This is a genomic window from Rhodococcus sp. NPDC059968 (assembly GCF_042738615.1).
Taxonomy (GTDB): Bacteria; Actinomycetota; Actinomycetes; order Mycobacteriales; family Mycobacteriaceae; genus Rhodococcus_F.
On record NZ_JBHWUE010000033.1, the window covers coordinates 90,421 to 104,581 of the forward strand.

The window sequence follows — 14,161 nt, forward strand, 5'->3', positions numbered from 1 at the left end:
TCGCGAAGGTTTGCTGCGCTATCGGCCCTGTGGTCTTGCAGCCGGTCGGGTTGCGGTCCGTGCGGCGCATCGGAGCGTCGGGAAGCGCGTCCCACGTGCGGCTGTCCGGACGTGTTCCGACTTGCCTGGGATCTAGTCCATCACAGCGCTTTTCGGTTGGTTCTGCGTTCCTGTCCGACGAAAGCGTTGCTGATCTGGGCTGCGCAATCCATGACCTCGCGTGTCATCTCCTGCAGCTCTGTCGCGCTCACCAGGCCGATAGCAAACCCGTTGCTGACTGCAGCAACAGGTCGACCGGAAGGGCCGAAGACCGGCGCCGCGATCGACCCGGTCGCCTCGTAGAGCTCGCCACTGTTGATCGCGTATCCAGCTTCTCTTGTGCGTTCCAGTCGGGACAGGATCGTGTCGATGTCGGTCACCGTGTTGGGAGACGGTCGCTCCAGGGGCTCGCGGGACAGCAGGTCCCGTACTTCGGCTGTCGGCAGGTGCGCAAGAAGCACTGTGCCCAGTGCAGTGGCATGGGCGTACGTCCGGGTACCCGGTGTCGCTCGGATCTGTATCGGCCCGGCTCCTTCGACCGTGGACAAATAGGTGATGTATCGGTCCCGTAGAACCCCAAGGTAGGCAGTGTGGGAACGACGCGCAGCGAGCTGACGTAACGGTCCGAGCGCGGCTTCCTCGAGCACCTGATGAAGCTGAAACTGGCTACCGATCTCGAAGGCGTGCAAACCGATCCGGTATCTGCCGTCCTGTTCACGCTCGAGCAAACCCGTTGTAACGAGAGTCTGAGCGATTCGGAAGGTCACCGTCTTACCGAGCCCCAATCGCCGGGCAATCTCGGCTACCCCCAATGTCGGCGTGTCGGGTCCGAAGCAGTCGAGAACACGGACCGCACGCTCGACGGACTGGAGAAGATCCCTGTTCGGACTATTCACCACAACCTCGTATTCCGATAATCGGAGTGGCATAGCGCATATCGGTACCTATGATGTGTCGCGGATCACCGCGTTGTCAAGGGTGCCGAACCCGCCGAAATTCGACTGTTTTCGCATATCCAAAGAACTTTCCTATTGCTACGATCAGACCCTCGGCCGTGCCGCCCTAAAACAGAATCGATGCATCGATTCTGATCCAGAACTAAATGTTCCGATAATCGGCACGCGCAGACAATTCGTATTTCCCGGCTCCGAAATGGTGCCGTCGACGGAAACCGTTCGCGCGGGCCGGAACGACCGACGTCCCCGTGCCAGAGGGTGCCGGCATGCGTAGGCGGAAACGATGAACTCGGAAAGCGAAAGGCCTCCGCGAGTGCGAGATCCAGCAAAGGAGAACCGTTAGATGTCAACCACCACTTTCGACGTCGTCAAATGGATTTGTGGAGCGTCACCCAGGGCCGAAGCTGCCGACACCTTCACCAGCGCACACCTGTCGCTCGTCGACTTCGTCGGCTGCTCGATCGCAGGCTCCGACCACAGTGCTGCGCGCGCAGTCACCGCAATCTCCGCCATCTCCGGTGAGGTGCCGGCCCTCGGCCACTCGACTACGAGGCTGCACGCTGCATCTGCCGCATACCTGCACGCACTACAGGCCCACGCGTTCGAGCTCGATGATGGGGACTGGGACACCTGGGGTCACCTGGGCGCACCAACCATTGCAGCCGGGCTGTCTGCCGGATGGCTGAGCAACGCCACGGTGGGCGATGTGACTGATGCAGTCGCAACCGCTCTCGTCTTTGGTATGTCCCTGGGGCGCCAAGTCAACCCCGGCCACTACCAGCACGGTTTCTGTACGACCGGCACCATTGGTGCACTCACTGCCGCGGCTGCCGCGGCGCGACTCCTTCGACTGGACGAGGTCTCCACCGCGCATGCTCTGGACTTCGCCGTTGCGCAAGCAACCGGGGTGCGCCAGTTCGCCTTGGACGGCAGCGCCTCGTGTTTGATCATCCCGGCGAACGCCGCGCGCGTCGGCTACGAGGCAGCCGCGCTGGCGGCAGCAGGCCTAGCCGGCGGCCTCGAGGCGCTCGATGGTCAATTGGGTTTTCTACGCGTTATTGGTGGTGCCGCGGCAGCGGATTTGCGCTTGCCCGCGTACCCCGAACACCGGCCGTCTCAGATCTACTACAAGCCGCACAGCTGCTGCGGTAACGCTCTCGGACCAATACGGGGTTTCGTCGAGGGATGGGAGCGTCTCGACCATGCTCCACTTCGCCACATCCTGTTCGAGCTGCCCAGAGAGGTTACCCGCAACGTCAATCACGCGACGCCGGACAGTGAACTGGAGCGTCATCTCAGTCTGCAACTCGCTGTGGCGATGCACCTGACTCGCGGCGCAATCGCGGCGCGCGATCTGATCGACGTCGCGGTGACAGATGAACTCAAGCAGATCATGGGCATCGTCCAGGTCGAAGTCCTCAAAACCGACAACGCACACGAGCTGCGGGCTGACGAGATGGGCTTTGTGAGCCTCATCGCCGCGGATGGACGCAAACTCCGTTGTCCAGTCACAGCAGTCGGACCCGCGATGGGTGAGAGTGACATCGATGAGAAGTTCCGATCGCTCGTGGAGTCATCAATAGGTGAACGAGGATCCGAACGACTGCGTTCGATGCTGGGTGATTGGTCGAGCCCAGTCCGAGAAGTGCTCCTTGCCGGGCGGGTCCCCGCCCAGATCAGCAGCGCAAGCGCCTTCCACTGACCTTTCAGCAACCGGCCGCGCGGAGACGGACGAATTCCCACCGTAAGTGAGCGCGAACTAATACCCAGCGAGCGACCACTCGCTGCTGAGTGTGGTCACCTGGGTTGGTCCCAGTTGGACCGCTGATCGAACGAATCTCACGGCGGGGACCAGGGTAGCGTGGTGGCGCGCCAGCTGAGCCGGGAACTCCCTCCGAATGGTCCAGTCCAAAAACGCCTTTCAGTTCCGGTAGCCGCTTGATGCACCATCGGATCTTGGCCAAGCGCACCAGCTCTGGCCTCACGAGGGCGCTCTCCATCGCACCCCGGACACGGCCTCGACGGGCAGACTGGTGACAATCATCTGGCGAAACAAGCACGGCGCCGACGAACGTTTTCATGAGATCGCCAATAAAGGCAAGCGTTGCCTGACGCGGCACTAGCGACCATGGTTCGCTAGATCGGTTCAGGGGCGAGTGTCGTGGCGACACCATCGGATCCGTGCGTGATTGTCACCAACCACATCTTCACGGGGAGGCAGTGAATCGGAGTTGCGAGTCTCGGTGTCGATGGCGGCCTCGGTCTTGGTGGGCGCGCCATGTTTCTGTGAAGGCATGCTTGAAATCATCAGTTCCGAATCGGTGAAGGTCCAGTAATTCTTTTCGTTCTGTAACCGTCAGTCATTATGACGAGTAAGAACATCTCAGCAGCGGAAAGGTCGCTGAAGTACCTCGACATGTTGTTCAACCGGGTACACACCTCGAAGTCCAGTTGGGTGAAAACCAAACTGCCATTCGCTGTTGAGGTCTTCGCCGTCGCACAGGCATCCGGGGTGCGCCAGTTCGCGCCTGGACGGCAGCACCTCGTGTTTATCATCCCGGCGAATGCCGCGCGCCGAGCAACGCCTCTTTTTAGTGAGCCCGTGGTTGACTCCGTGCGGTGCGGAGTCGGTCCTGACAGATGAGTTTGAGTTGTTCGTGTAGGGCGAGCGGAAGGTTGGCGGACGCACCGTTGCGCTCGTCGAGCAGTGTCTGCAACTGCCGGAAATACTCGGTTGGTGAGAGCCCGAATTCGACGACGATATCTTCGGCGGACCCGCCACCCCAATGCCGCCACTTTTTGGCGAAGGTCAACATGTAGTTGCTGTTTTGGTCGTTGTTCATGCGCCGAAGTCCTTGTTGCTGTGCTGGCAGATTTACACGACCCGGGCTGGTTGGCCGGGTCGAGAAGACGATCAAGCGTGTGCGGGGTCGCGGGTCGGGCGGGGCGGCGCCGTGGTGGGCCATCTATGTCGTCGGGGCGGGCCGGCCAGTCTCGACCGCGCTGGTCTGGGGTCGTCGGCGCCGGTGAGTGCCGGGAACTCGGGGATCATGGAGCCGATCACCGACTAGCCGAGACCGCGGGCTCGGCGAGGTGTTGGCGGGTCTGGCCGGGCAGCAGGATCCAGGAGCCAGCCTCACAGGTCCGCACCACTTGCCGGTGGTGGTCGAGGACGTGGAGGTTTCCGGCGGCGTCGACGGAGGCGGTGTGTCCGGGTTCGAAGTGTTCGATCTGGCCATAGACGAGTACGGAGAACTCCATGCTCAGGTCCTTGGGGTGGTGGTGGTTTCGATCTCGACCGACCGGATGAGGTTGGCCGGTTCAAGAATGCGGTCGATCTGCGCGGCATCGAGCAGGCCTCGTTCGGTGACGAGAGCGGGAATGCTACGGCCGGAGGCGAGGGCCTCGGCGGCCACGCTGGTCGCGGCGGCGTACCCGATGTAGGGGTTCAATGCGGTGACCACTCCGATGGAGTGCTCGACGGTCTGCCGGAGGTGGTCGGTGTTGGCGGTGATCCCGGCAATGCACCGCGCGGCGAGAATGCGGCAGGCGCGGTCGAGGTGGGTGATCGACTGGAACAGGCTGTGGGCGATGATCGGCTCGAACGCGTTGAGCTGGAGTTGGCCGGCCTCGGCGGCCATGGAGATAGTCACGTCATTGCCGACTACCTCGAAGGCGACCTGGTTGACCATCTCCGGAATGACCGGGTTGACCTTGCCGGGCATGATCGACGATCCGGCCTGGACGGGCGGAAGGTTGATCTCGGAGAATCCCGCGCGCGGACCGGAGGAGAGCAACCGCAGGTCGTTGCAGATTTTCGACAGTTTCACCGCGGTGCGTTTGAGCACGCCGGAAACCTGGACGAACGAGCCGACGTCCTGGGTGGCCTCGACGAGGTCGACGGCGGTGGTCACGGGAATACCGGCAGTGTCCCGCAGGTGCCGGCAGGCGAGTTCGGCGTAGCGGGGATGGGCGTTGAGGCCGGTACCGATCGCGGTACCGCCGAGGTTGATCTCGCGGATGAGGGCCGCGGCCTCGAGGAGCCGGTCGGCGTCCTCGCCGAGCATGATCTCGTAGGTGCCGAACTCCTGACCCAGGGTCATCGGGACGGCATCTTGGAGCTGGGTGCGTCCCATCTTGACCACGTCCGCGAATTCGCCGGACTTGGCGCCGAATGCGGTTGCCAGCTCGCGCATCGAGGTGTGCAGGCGACGCAACGCGAATTGCACCGCCACCTTCACCGCGGTGGGGTAGACGTCGTTGGTGCTTTGGCCCATGTTGACGTGGTCGAGGGGGTGGACGCGGTGGTAGTCGCCCCGGCGGTGGCCGAGGAGCTCGAGTGCCCGGTTGGCGATGACCTCGTTGGCGTTCATGTTCGTCGAGGTTCCGGCGCCGCCCTGGATCACGTCGACCACGAACTGGTCGTGCAGTCCGCCGTCGCGGATCTCGATGCACGCTTGTGCGATCGCGTCGGCGATGTCTTGATCGAGGAGGCCGAGGTCTCGGTTGGCCAGTGCAGCAGCCTGTTTGACACAGGCCAGTGCGGTGATCAGGTCGGGATAGGTGCCGATCGTGATGGCGGTGATGGGGAAGTTCTCGACCGCGCGCATGGTGTGCACGCCCCAGTACGCGTCGGCCGGGACGGCGCGATCGCCGAGCAGGTCGTGTTCGATGCGGGTGCCTACCACAATCGGCGTCGCCGGCAGGGCGCCGGTGTGGTCGTCGGGTGCCGCTGGTGCGGCGGAGGTGGTATCGCTCGTGCCGAGATATGCCATGAGGCAGCTTTCTATGAGTGATGCGGTGTTTCGACAGCTCAGGTAGCGATGGTGCTCGCTCTCGCCTCCGGCGAGTCTCTAGAGGCGAGAGCGAGGATTTAGAGGCGGGTTACCCGGGTTCGGGACCCTCCACAGTTCGAGCGCCGAAGGATGAACGGCGCCTATGTGGGGCGACCATCACCGCTCTTCTACCGAAAAGCCGTTCTGGAGTCGGCGCTTGACGGTCGTCAGGTATCGGGCGGCGTCGGCGCCGTCGACGATGCGGTGGTCGTAGGAGAGCGATAGGTACGCCATCGACCGCACTTCGATCTGCAGGGCACCACCGTCGCCGCGGGTGGGGACGAGGCGTTCGACGACGGTTCCGAGGCCCAGGATCGCCGATTGCGGTTGGTTGATGATCGGGGTGTCGAACAGGGCTCCGCGACTGCCCGTGTTGGTGATGGTGAACGTGCCACCGGACAAATCGTCCGGGCGGACCTTTCCGGACCGTACGTTGTCCGCGGCGCCCGCGATCGCACGGGCGAGGTCGGGGATGCGCATCGTGTCGGCGTCGCGGATGACGGGAACCATGAGGCCTTTGTCGCTGTCGACGGCCATCCCAAGGTGCACCCCGCCGTGGTAGGTGACCGCCGTGTAGTCGTCGTTCAGCGATGAGTTGATCACCGGGTGCTCGCCGAGGGCCTCAACCGCGGCAGCGACGAAGAACGGCAGAAACGAGAGTTTCACCCCGGTCCGGGCGTGGAACTCCGCCTTCTCACTGTTACGCAACCGAGCGATTGCGGTGACGTCGACCTCGACGACGGTCGTCAATTGCGCCGACTCTTGTAGGGATTCGAGCATCCGCCGGGCGATGGTCCGGCGGATCCGCGGCAGCTTCTCCACCCGGTCCGAACGAGCATCAGACGAGCGTCCCGGTGCTGGTGCTGGGATCAGGGCCGGTGTCTGTGCTGGTGCCGGCACAGACACCGGTGTCGGTGTGGTGGTGGGAGCCGGTGGCGCCGCCGCCACGCTCACCACCTTCTCGTCCGGCCCGATCTGGGCCAGCGCGCCTCCGACCTCGACGAGGGTGTCTTCGGCGGTGAGTATGTCAAGGAGAACACCAGTTGCGGGGGAAGGGATTTCGGTGTCTACCTTGTCGGTGGCCACCTCGAGCAGCGGCTCCCCTTCTTCGATGCGGTCGCCTCGCGATTTGAGCCAGCGGGTGATGGTCGCTTCGGTGACGTTCTCACCGAGCGAGGGCAACGTGACGGTGACGCTAACATGGGTGATGTTTGTAGACATCGGCATTGGTCTCTTCTAGTCAGTGAACGAGGTTGAGTGCGGTGCGGACGACGGCATCGGTGTCGATGCCGTGGTAGCGGTACACGTCGTCGAGGGAGCCGACCTGCCCGAACTTGCTGACGCCGAGTGCCGCCCCGGGGACGTGGTTGATGCCGGTCAGGAACGCGAGGGTGTGCGGGTGCCCGTCGAGGACGGTCACCATCGGCGCCGCCCGATCCGCGGGAAACACCTGGTCGAGAATCCACGACGGCCCGTCGGCGAGCCCGCGGCGGGCCTGCACCGCCTCGAACAGCAGACCCGGGCTGGTGACACACACGACGTCCGCGGCGACCCCCTGCTCGGCCAACCGGTCGGCGGCGGTGAGGGTTTCGGTGATCACCGCACCCATCCCCACCAACGTGACCGCCGGCTTGTCGGTGTGCCGCAGCGTGTACGCGCCGGCGACCACCTGCCGGCGGCGACGTTCCCGCGCGGCGGGGTCGGTGGGGACGGCGGCGAGGGTCTGATCGACCGGGCGGGTCGACAGGCGCAGATACGACGAGGAGCCGTCCGGGCGGCCCAACCGGGAGATGCTGTCGAGCAACGTCCACTCGGTATCGATCGCGAACGCGGGTTCGTAGCTGATGCACCCGGGCTGCTCCAATCCGATCGACGGGGTCTTGATCGACTGGTGCGCGCCGCCCTCCGCGGCGAGGGTCACCCCGGACGGGGTGCCAACCAGGATCGACTGCCCACCCGCATAGATGCCGTACGACCACGGCTCGAGGGCGCGTTCGACGAACGGGTCGTACATCACCCCGATCGGGAACAGCGGCTGCCCCCACCGGCTCCACGTGGCACCGAGCTCACCCATCAACCCGACCAGATTCGTCTCCGCGATCCCGAGTTCCATGTGCTGCCCGGTGGGCTTCTCCCGCCAGTGCATGATCGTCTCGGCGTCGTCGGCGAACCAATTGCGGCGCTCGTTCGGTGACCACACCCCGACCTTGTTCAGCCAGCCCGCTAGGTTCGTGGTGGAGCTGACATCCGGGCTGACCGTGACCACCCGTTTCGCGGCGTCCGGGGCCTCCCGGGACAGATCCAGCAGCGCACGACCCAAAGCGGCCTGGGTCGTGGAGGTGCCCGACGGGGTGCGGCCGATATCGGCCGGCACCGAAGGCGGGGTTGCCAGGTCGACGGGTTCACGGGTGAGCCATTCGGCGGAGGCGGCACAGACCCGGCCGGCGGTGCTGTCCGGGGCGAACCGGGCCCACGGGTTCGCCGGGTCCATGCCGAGTTCGGCGGCGAGCTGTTCGTACTGTTCCACGGTCAGCAGCGACGAGTGATTCTGCGGATGCCCCTGGGTGGGCAGGCCGCGGCCCTTGATGGTGTAGGCGATGATCACCGTGGGACGGGTGTCGTCGATCTGCCCATAGGCGGCGCGGAGCGCGTCGAGGTCGTGGCCGCCGAGGTTGCGGATCGCCGCGAGCAGGGTGTCGTCGTCGAGTCCGGCGATTAGGGCGGCAATTGCCATCGCATCCGCCCCCGCTCCCGGCAGCCGGTCCCGCACCTGCTCGGCGTCACATCGCAGCAGTCGCTGGTACTCGGGGTTGGGCATGTCCAGGATCCGGGTCCGTAGCGCCGGCCCACCCGGGCGGGTGAATAGCGATTCGAGCAGGGTCCCGAACTTGACGGTGAGCACCTGCCACCCGGCGGCCGCAAACATGGCTTCGAGCCGGCCGGCGGCGATGTTCGGCACCACCCGGTCCAGGGACTGCCGGTTCAGGTCGACGATCCACACGATCTCACCGAGTTCGGCGACCGAGTGATCGAGGATCGCCTCCCACACCGCACCCTCGTCCAGCTCGGCGTCCCCGACGAGCGAGTACTGCCGGCCCGTCCCGGCGCCGCCAATCGCGGTGTCGACGTAGCGACGGGCGATGGCACCCCAGATCGGGGCCGTCGCACCGATCCCGACCGACCCCGTCGAATAATCCACCGGATCAGGATCCTTCGACCGGGACGGATACGACTGCAACCCACCGAACTCGCGCAACGTCGTCAGATACTTCTCGTCCAGTTCGCCGAGCAGGTAGTTGATGCCGTGCAGCACCGGGGACGCGTGGGGCTTGACCGACACCCGGTCACCCGGGCGGAGTTGCTCGAACCAGAGCGAGGTCATGATGGTCGCGATCGACGCACACGACGCCTGATGACCACCGACCTTGAGGCCCGTGGGGTTGGGGCGAACCCGGTTGGCGTGATGAATCATCGACATCGACAACCACAACACCCGACGCTCGATCTCATTGAGCGCATCGGGTGTGGACAGTCCTGCTGCGGTGGTGGTTTCGACCGTCTGAGTGCCGTGCATGAGTCGTATCCCTTGACTGTGAGTTCCTGGCACCGAGTCTGGTCCTACCCCGCTGGTGAGCCGGGTCGACTGTCGGTGACGGCAGACGGACCTTTCCGGACCGGACTCCCGCGCTCGGGCTGTGCCGCGATGTCGTACGTGTTCTGTGTGCAGAACGCCTACAAGTCCACCATTGGCATACACTTTCGGCAATGCCCACTGCGAATCTTCAGCATTCTGCGAACCGCTGACCGCTCACTACACCCTGGAGGTGGGCGAAATGCCCAACGTGACACCCACTGTCGATTCTATTGATGCCAGCATCCTGGTCGCACTCAACGAGGATTCTCGCGCAACTGTCATCGCGCTTGCGGAGAAGACCAAGTTGTCCCGCAACACGGTCCAGGCACGGCTCGCCAAGCTCGAGAAGCAGGGCGTGCTGCATTCGTTCGAACGACGTATCGACCCCGGCGCCCTCGGCTACCCGCTCACCGCGTTCATCCTGACCAGCGTCACCCAGCGCAAACTCTCAAAGATTGCCGATGCTCTCGACGGTGTCCCCGAGGTGGTCGAGGTACACGGACTCAGCGGCGTCACAGATCTTCTCGTCCACGTCGTCGCCCGCGACGCCGATGACCTTTACCGCATCGCCGGCCGGATCCTCGACATCGACGGAGTTGAACAGACGACCACAGCGCTCGTCATGCGCAAGCTGGTCGACTACAGGCTGGCGCCTCTGCTGAGGCAGCTCGTGATTCAGTCGTGAAACGTGTTGGCCCGGTACGGACAAGGACCTACGCCGCCACCTGCGCCTAGACAACCGGCGGGGTCGGGGTCTGCATCGCCACCTCCGGTCCCGGCCCGCCAAACCTCGTCATGCCGCTCGGTGACACTCGAATGCACTCCGTCCCCGTCGTCGCAATCACAGGTCGGGTCGCCCGTCGGCTGATCGGCACAGACGCAGTCCACGAGGCCGACATCTCCACATCACCATGAGCAGATCAACCGAGTGGTGACCGACGCACTCCGCGATCCCCGACCTGTCGTCCACGCTAGCCGCTGATCTCACCGGCTAGCGTGTCTCACGCGATACCGTGCGCCGCACCTACCCCGACACGGACGGCACCACGTGAATGGCACGCTCTCACCGCTACTCGTCCTCGTAACGCCGGGCCGGTAGCTGCCTACGCTGGCACACGTTGGCCGATCGTGAACCCTTCTACCTGGGCCCTGGACCAACCACCGGACAGGCCGAAATGCCAGGCGGCAGGCAACTGGAGAAATCGAGTTCAGGGCCACACTCGTTCTCGCGCAGCCCATGATGGAAGAGACCTTCCGGCAGACCGGCGGAGCGCGAACCTCGAACTAAGCGGCACCGGAACCATTCTCGACGAGCAGGTACCCTCCATCTTCGAAGCCGGTAGTGTTTCAAAGGCCACCCGCGCGGTCGCCGAGGAGGCATTCTTGGGTATCGGCCCAGGAGTGACAGCAGCCGCTGGATACCCTCCAGACCCGCATCACCGGCCGCCTCGGCCAAGGCCCAACCGTACTTGCGTTCGACTTCACCGAGCAGGCCGCCATGTGCGCACTTCATCCGTCGACTCCCCCGGCGAAAGCCATGTACATAACGTGATGAACCCCGCCGGTAAGTCCAAGACCCTGATACAGCATCAGATTGCTGCCAGGTTATTCACGAACAACTGGTGTGCAGCAACATAATTACTGAACGCTACAGGTCATGGCGGGTTACGCCGACGGGGATTGCTGTAATGCGTCAGCGTTGGCTGTTGCTGCGTACGTGTTCGGCGACCGCCAATCGGATGCAGGTGCACAGACCCTCGACGGCAAGACGCAACTCCTGCACCGGGGGCAGGGTTGGGGCCAACCGGATGTGGCTGTCCCGGGGATCGTCGCCGGACGGGAAGGCCGAACCGGCGGGGGTCAGTGTGATGCCGGCCGCGTGTGCCAGGGCCACCACATGCTTGGCCGTGCCCGGGAACACTTCGAGATTGACGAAGTAACCTCCGGACGGCTGCGTCCACGACGCGATGCCTGAGTTACCCAATTCCCGCTGCAGTGTGGAAGTCACCAGGTCGAACTTCGGTGCGAGAATCTGCTGGTGTTTGCGCATGTGGGCGCTAACACCGGCGGCATCGACAAAGAACCGAACATGTCGCAGTTGGTTGACCTTGTCCTGCCCGATGCGCTTACGCGAGAGATGACCCAGGTACCACGCGACGTTCCCGGCGGAGCCAGCAAAGAAGCTCACTCCACCTCCGGCGATAGTCATCTTCGAGGTCGAGGCGAACACGTACGGCCGTTCGGGGTTGCCGGCCCGCAGAGCAATACTCAGGACATCGAGAACGGGCGGGGCATCGTCGGTCAAGGGATGAACCGCATACGCGTTGTCCCAGAAGATCCGGAAATCGGGGGCGGCTGTCTCCATGCTCAGCAGGTCGCGGGTGACCTGCTCGGAGTAGGTCACCCCGCTCGGATTGGAATACGTGGGAACACACCATATTCCCTTGATGTGAGGATCCGCGGAGACTAACTCGCGGATCGTAGCGAGGTCGGGGCCATCGGAGAGCAGCGGAACCGGAATCAGCTCGATGCCGAACGACTCGGTGATGGCGAAATGCCGATCGTAGCCGGGCACGGGGCACAGGAACTTCACCGGATCGGAGGACCAGGGTGCGCCCGTTTCGCCGGTACCGTGGATCCAGGCGAACGACAGGACGTCATACATCGTTTCCAGACTCGAGGTGCCACCGGCGATCAGGTTCGCGGGTGCGATATTGAGCACCTCACCGAACAGCTCACGCAGCGCGGGCAAGCCGGCGAGATCACCGTAGTTTCGGCAGTCGATCCCATCGATCACGTAGTCACCGTCCCCGGGTAGGGCGAGCATCGCTGCGGACAGGTCGAGCTGTTCTGGTGCCGGCTTGCCCCGGGTGATGTCAAGAGCGAGCTGTTGGGCCTTGAGTGCCGCGTAGTCGGCGCGGTACCGGGCAAGCTCGACCTCCAGATCGCGGAGGGCGAGATCGTGCAGGGGCGTGGACATCAACGGCTTCCTTCGGGTGGTGAGGAGTTCGATGAGTGGGGCGACGGCAGATGCCGAGAAAGCTACGGACCCGCAACCAGACCCGTCACATTGATCACGGACCCGAGGCCACGACTCGGCCGCGGCTCCGGCCGGACGAACCGGCCGGAGTTCCACTCGTGCAACGTCTTTCAAGCAACCATCTCGGCGACCGCCAACCCGCATCCCTCATCGTCAAGCACGTGTCATCGCAGGTCCGATTTGGTAGGAACCCTGTGAGTTGACGACCTTGTGGACCACGCTCAAGCAGAGGTAATCGGCTCGGGTGAATTATGGATGGCAGGCGCGGCGTAGGTCCCTACCAGCAGTGTCATTCCTGACTCCCCGGGAAGGAACTCACGCAAGAGCACTGCCGATCCAGGGGTGGCGCACCGCGTCATACACCAGATGCCAAGGCCGCAACCAACGCATCCAGTTCCGGCTCAATGGTCGGTATGTCCGCCCGATGCGCGGCGGCTTCCGTGGCCGATTTGAGGCCACTCGAGGTGATCACGAGCACGAGCTCGTCGGCCGCGCTCAAGGCTCCGTCCTCGCGCAGTTGTACGGCGGCAGCCAAGCTCATGGCGGACGTGGTCTCGGCAAAGACCCCGACTTCACGGGCCAACACGGCTTGGGCACTCAGGATCGCGTCGTCGGTGATCGGTCCGACGGCGGAGCCGGCGCTGAGCCGCAATGTCGCGAGCGTTTGGTAGGTGCCGACAGGGGTTCCCGCGGAGAAGGCCAGCGTCGGTCGTCGCTCGATCTCGGGTACCAGATCGGCACTGTTCGCCTGGAGCGCCTGAGCATGAGCGCCGAGCGCTTCGGCGGCGATCATGCGGGGCACGTTCGAAATGTGTCCCGCGGCGCGCAGTTCCTCGAATCCCCGAAATATCCCGGTAAGACCGTCGCCGTAGGCCGTGGGCACGATCACCAGCGATGGTGTCGCAGCGAGCTTCTCGTGCAATTCGAAAGCAATGGATTTATAGCCCTCGATTCCGAACGGCGGTGAGCCCACCACCGGACTCTGAAAACCCGAGACGGGGAACCAGCCGAACTCCTCGACCGCGGCCTTCATCACCGTCCAGCGGTCCGGAATGGTGGGGAGCGCGATGACCCGGGCACCGTACGCGCGCATTTGCTCCACCATCAGCGCTGACGCGGTACGGGCAGCAAGGACGACACAGTCGAGCCCTGCCCTCGCCGCGTACGCCGCGGTCGCGGCGCCGTGGTTGCCCGTGGAGGCGACGACGACGGTCCGCGCCCCCACCTCAACCGCTTTGGTGACAGCCACCGCAGCGAGACGATCCTTGTACGACGAGGTCGGATTGTGGGTCTCGTCCTTGACCACCACGGACGCGACACCGAGAAGGTCGGCGAGCGCATCGGAGCGCACCGCTGGAGTATCGCCCTCGCCCAGACTGATCGCGGGGGTGGACGGCTCGATCGGGAAACCGGCCCGCCACCGGAAGATGCCGGGCTGAGCCCGCTCGGCAGAAGCAACCGGGTCATAGGCGTCGAATTGGGCGTGCAGGTTGACCGGGACACCCTGTGCACCGCAGGAGCGGCAGCCACCGATTGCGTGCCGGTCGGAGACCACCGCTCCGCACCGCCCGCATCCCATCTTCCCGGTGTAGCCCGAGCGGGTCGAGTCCCTCGTCTCCGCGGCCGTGATCACGACACCGTCCTGAGCTCCCGCGTG

At 64.3% G+C, this 14,161-nt stretch carries 10 protein-coding genes and 1 pseudogene; 3 read left to right on the forward strand and 8 right to left on the reverse strand.

The genetic code is table 11. The features are described from left to right. Window positions 1-140: 140 nt before the first annotated feature. Window positions 141-968 (reverse strand): IclR family transcriptional regulator, encoded by an 828-nt coding sequence (locus tag ACFWAY_RS25010; protein WP_378512531.1) that lies wholly within the window; start codon window positions 966-968, stop codon window positions 141-143. Window positions 969-1,338: 370 nt separating this feature from the next. On the opposite strand from ACFWAY_RS25010, the gene ACFWAY_RS25015 reads away from it, so the two are divergent. Then, window positions 1,339-2,697, forward strand: a complete 1,359-nt coding sequence (locus tag ACFWAY_RS25015) for an MmgE/PrpD family protein (protein ID WP_378512532.1) — start codon at window positions 1,339-1,341, stop codon at window positions 2,695-2,697. A gap of 889 nt (window positions 2,698-3,586) precedes the next feature. Here ACFWAY_RS25015 and ACFWAY_RS25020 read toward each other — a convergent pair. The 5 genes from ACFWAY_RS25020 to ACFWAY_RS25040 form a co-directional block, all read right to left on the reverse strand. Beyond that, window positions 3,587-3,838, reverse strand: a complete 252-nt coding sequence (locus ACFWAY_RS25020; protein ID WP_378512533.1) for a DUF3263 domain-containing protein — start codon at window positions 3,836-3,838, stop codon at window positions 3,587-3,589. Window positions 3,839-4,055: 217 nt separating this feature from the next. Further along, on the reverse strand, window positions 4,056-4,256 hold the full coding sequence (locus tag ACFWAY_RS25025; protein ID WP_378512534.1) for a hypothetical protein: 201 nt from the start codon (window positions 4,254-4,256) through the stop codon (window positions 4,056-4,058). A gap of 2 nt (window positions 4,257-4,258) precedes the next feature. After that, complete coding sequence (gene aspA, locus ACFWAY_RS25030; RefSeq protein WP_378512543.1) at window positions 4,259-5,683, reverse strand: aspartate ammonia-lyase; 1,425 nt, start codon at window positions 5,681-5,683, stop codon at window positions 4,259-4,261. Between the two features lie 264 nt (window positions 5,684-5,947). Next, window positions 5,948-7,051, reverse strand: a complete 1,104-nt coding sequence (locus ACFWAY_RS25035; protein WP_378512535.1) for a 2-oxo acid dehydrogenase subunit E2 — start codon at window positions 7,049-7,051, stop codon at window positions 5,948-5,950. 19 nt (window positions 7,052-7,070) lie between these two features. Continuing rightward, on the reverse strand, window positions 7,071-9,404 hold the full coding sequence (locus ACFWAY_RS25040) for a pyruvate dehydrogenase (RefSeq protein WP_378512536.1): 2,334 nt from the start codon (window positions 9,402-9,404) through the stop codon (window positions 7,071-7,073). Between the two features lie 259 nt (window positions 9,405-9,663). Here ACFWAY_RS25040 and ACFWAY_RS25045 point away from each other — a divergent pair, with 259 nt between their 5' ends. Next, window positions 9,664-10,149 (forward strand): Lrp/AsnC family transcriptional regulator, encoded by a 486-nt coding sequence (locus ACFWAY_RS25045; RefSeq protein ID WP_378512537.1) that lies wholly within the window; start codon window positions 9,664-9,666, stop codon window positions 10,147-10,149. 53 nt (window positions 10,150-10,202) lie between these two features. Then, window positions 10,203-10,367 (forward strand): annotated as a pseudogene (locus ACFWAY_RS25050) (thiamine pyrophosphate-binding protein); the annotation flags it as partial. Between the two features lie 790 nt (window positions 10,368-11,157). Here ACFWAY_RS25050 and ACFWAY_RS25055 read toward each other — a convergent pair. Further along, window positions 11,158-12,444: an aminotransferase gene (locus ACFWAY_RS25055; RefSeq protein ID WP_378512538.1), complete on the reverse strand. Its 1,287-nt coding sequence runs from the start codon at window positions 12,442-12,444 to the stop codon at window positions 11,158-11,160. 415 nt (window positions 12,445-12,859) lie between these two features. Continuing rightward, window positions 12,860-14,161, reverse strand: a 1,302-nt coding sequence (locus ACFWAY_RS25060; protein WP_378512539.1) for a pyridoxal-phosphate dependent enzyme, incomplete at its 5' end; no start/stop codon positions are given.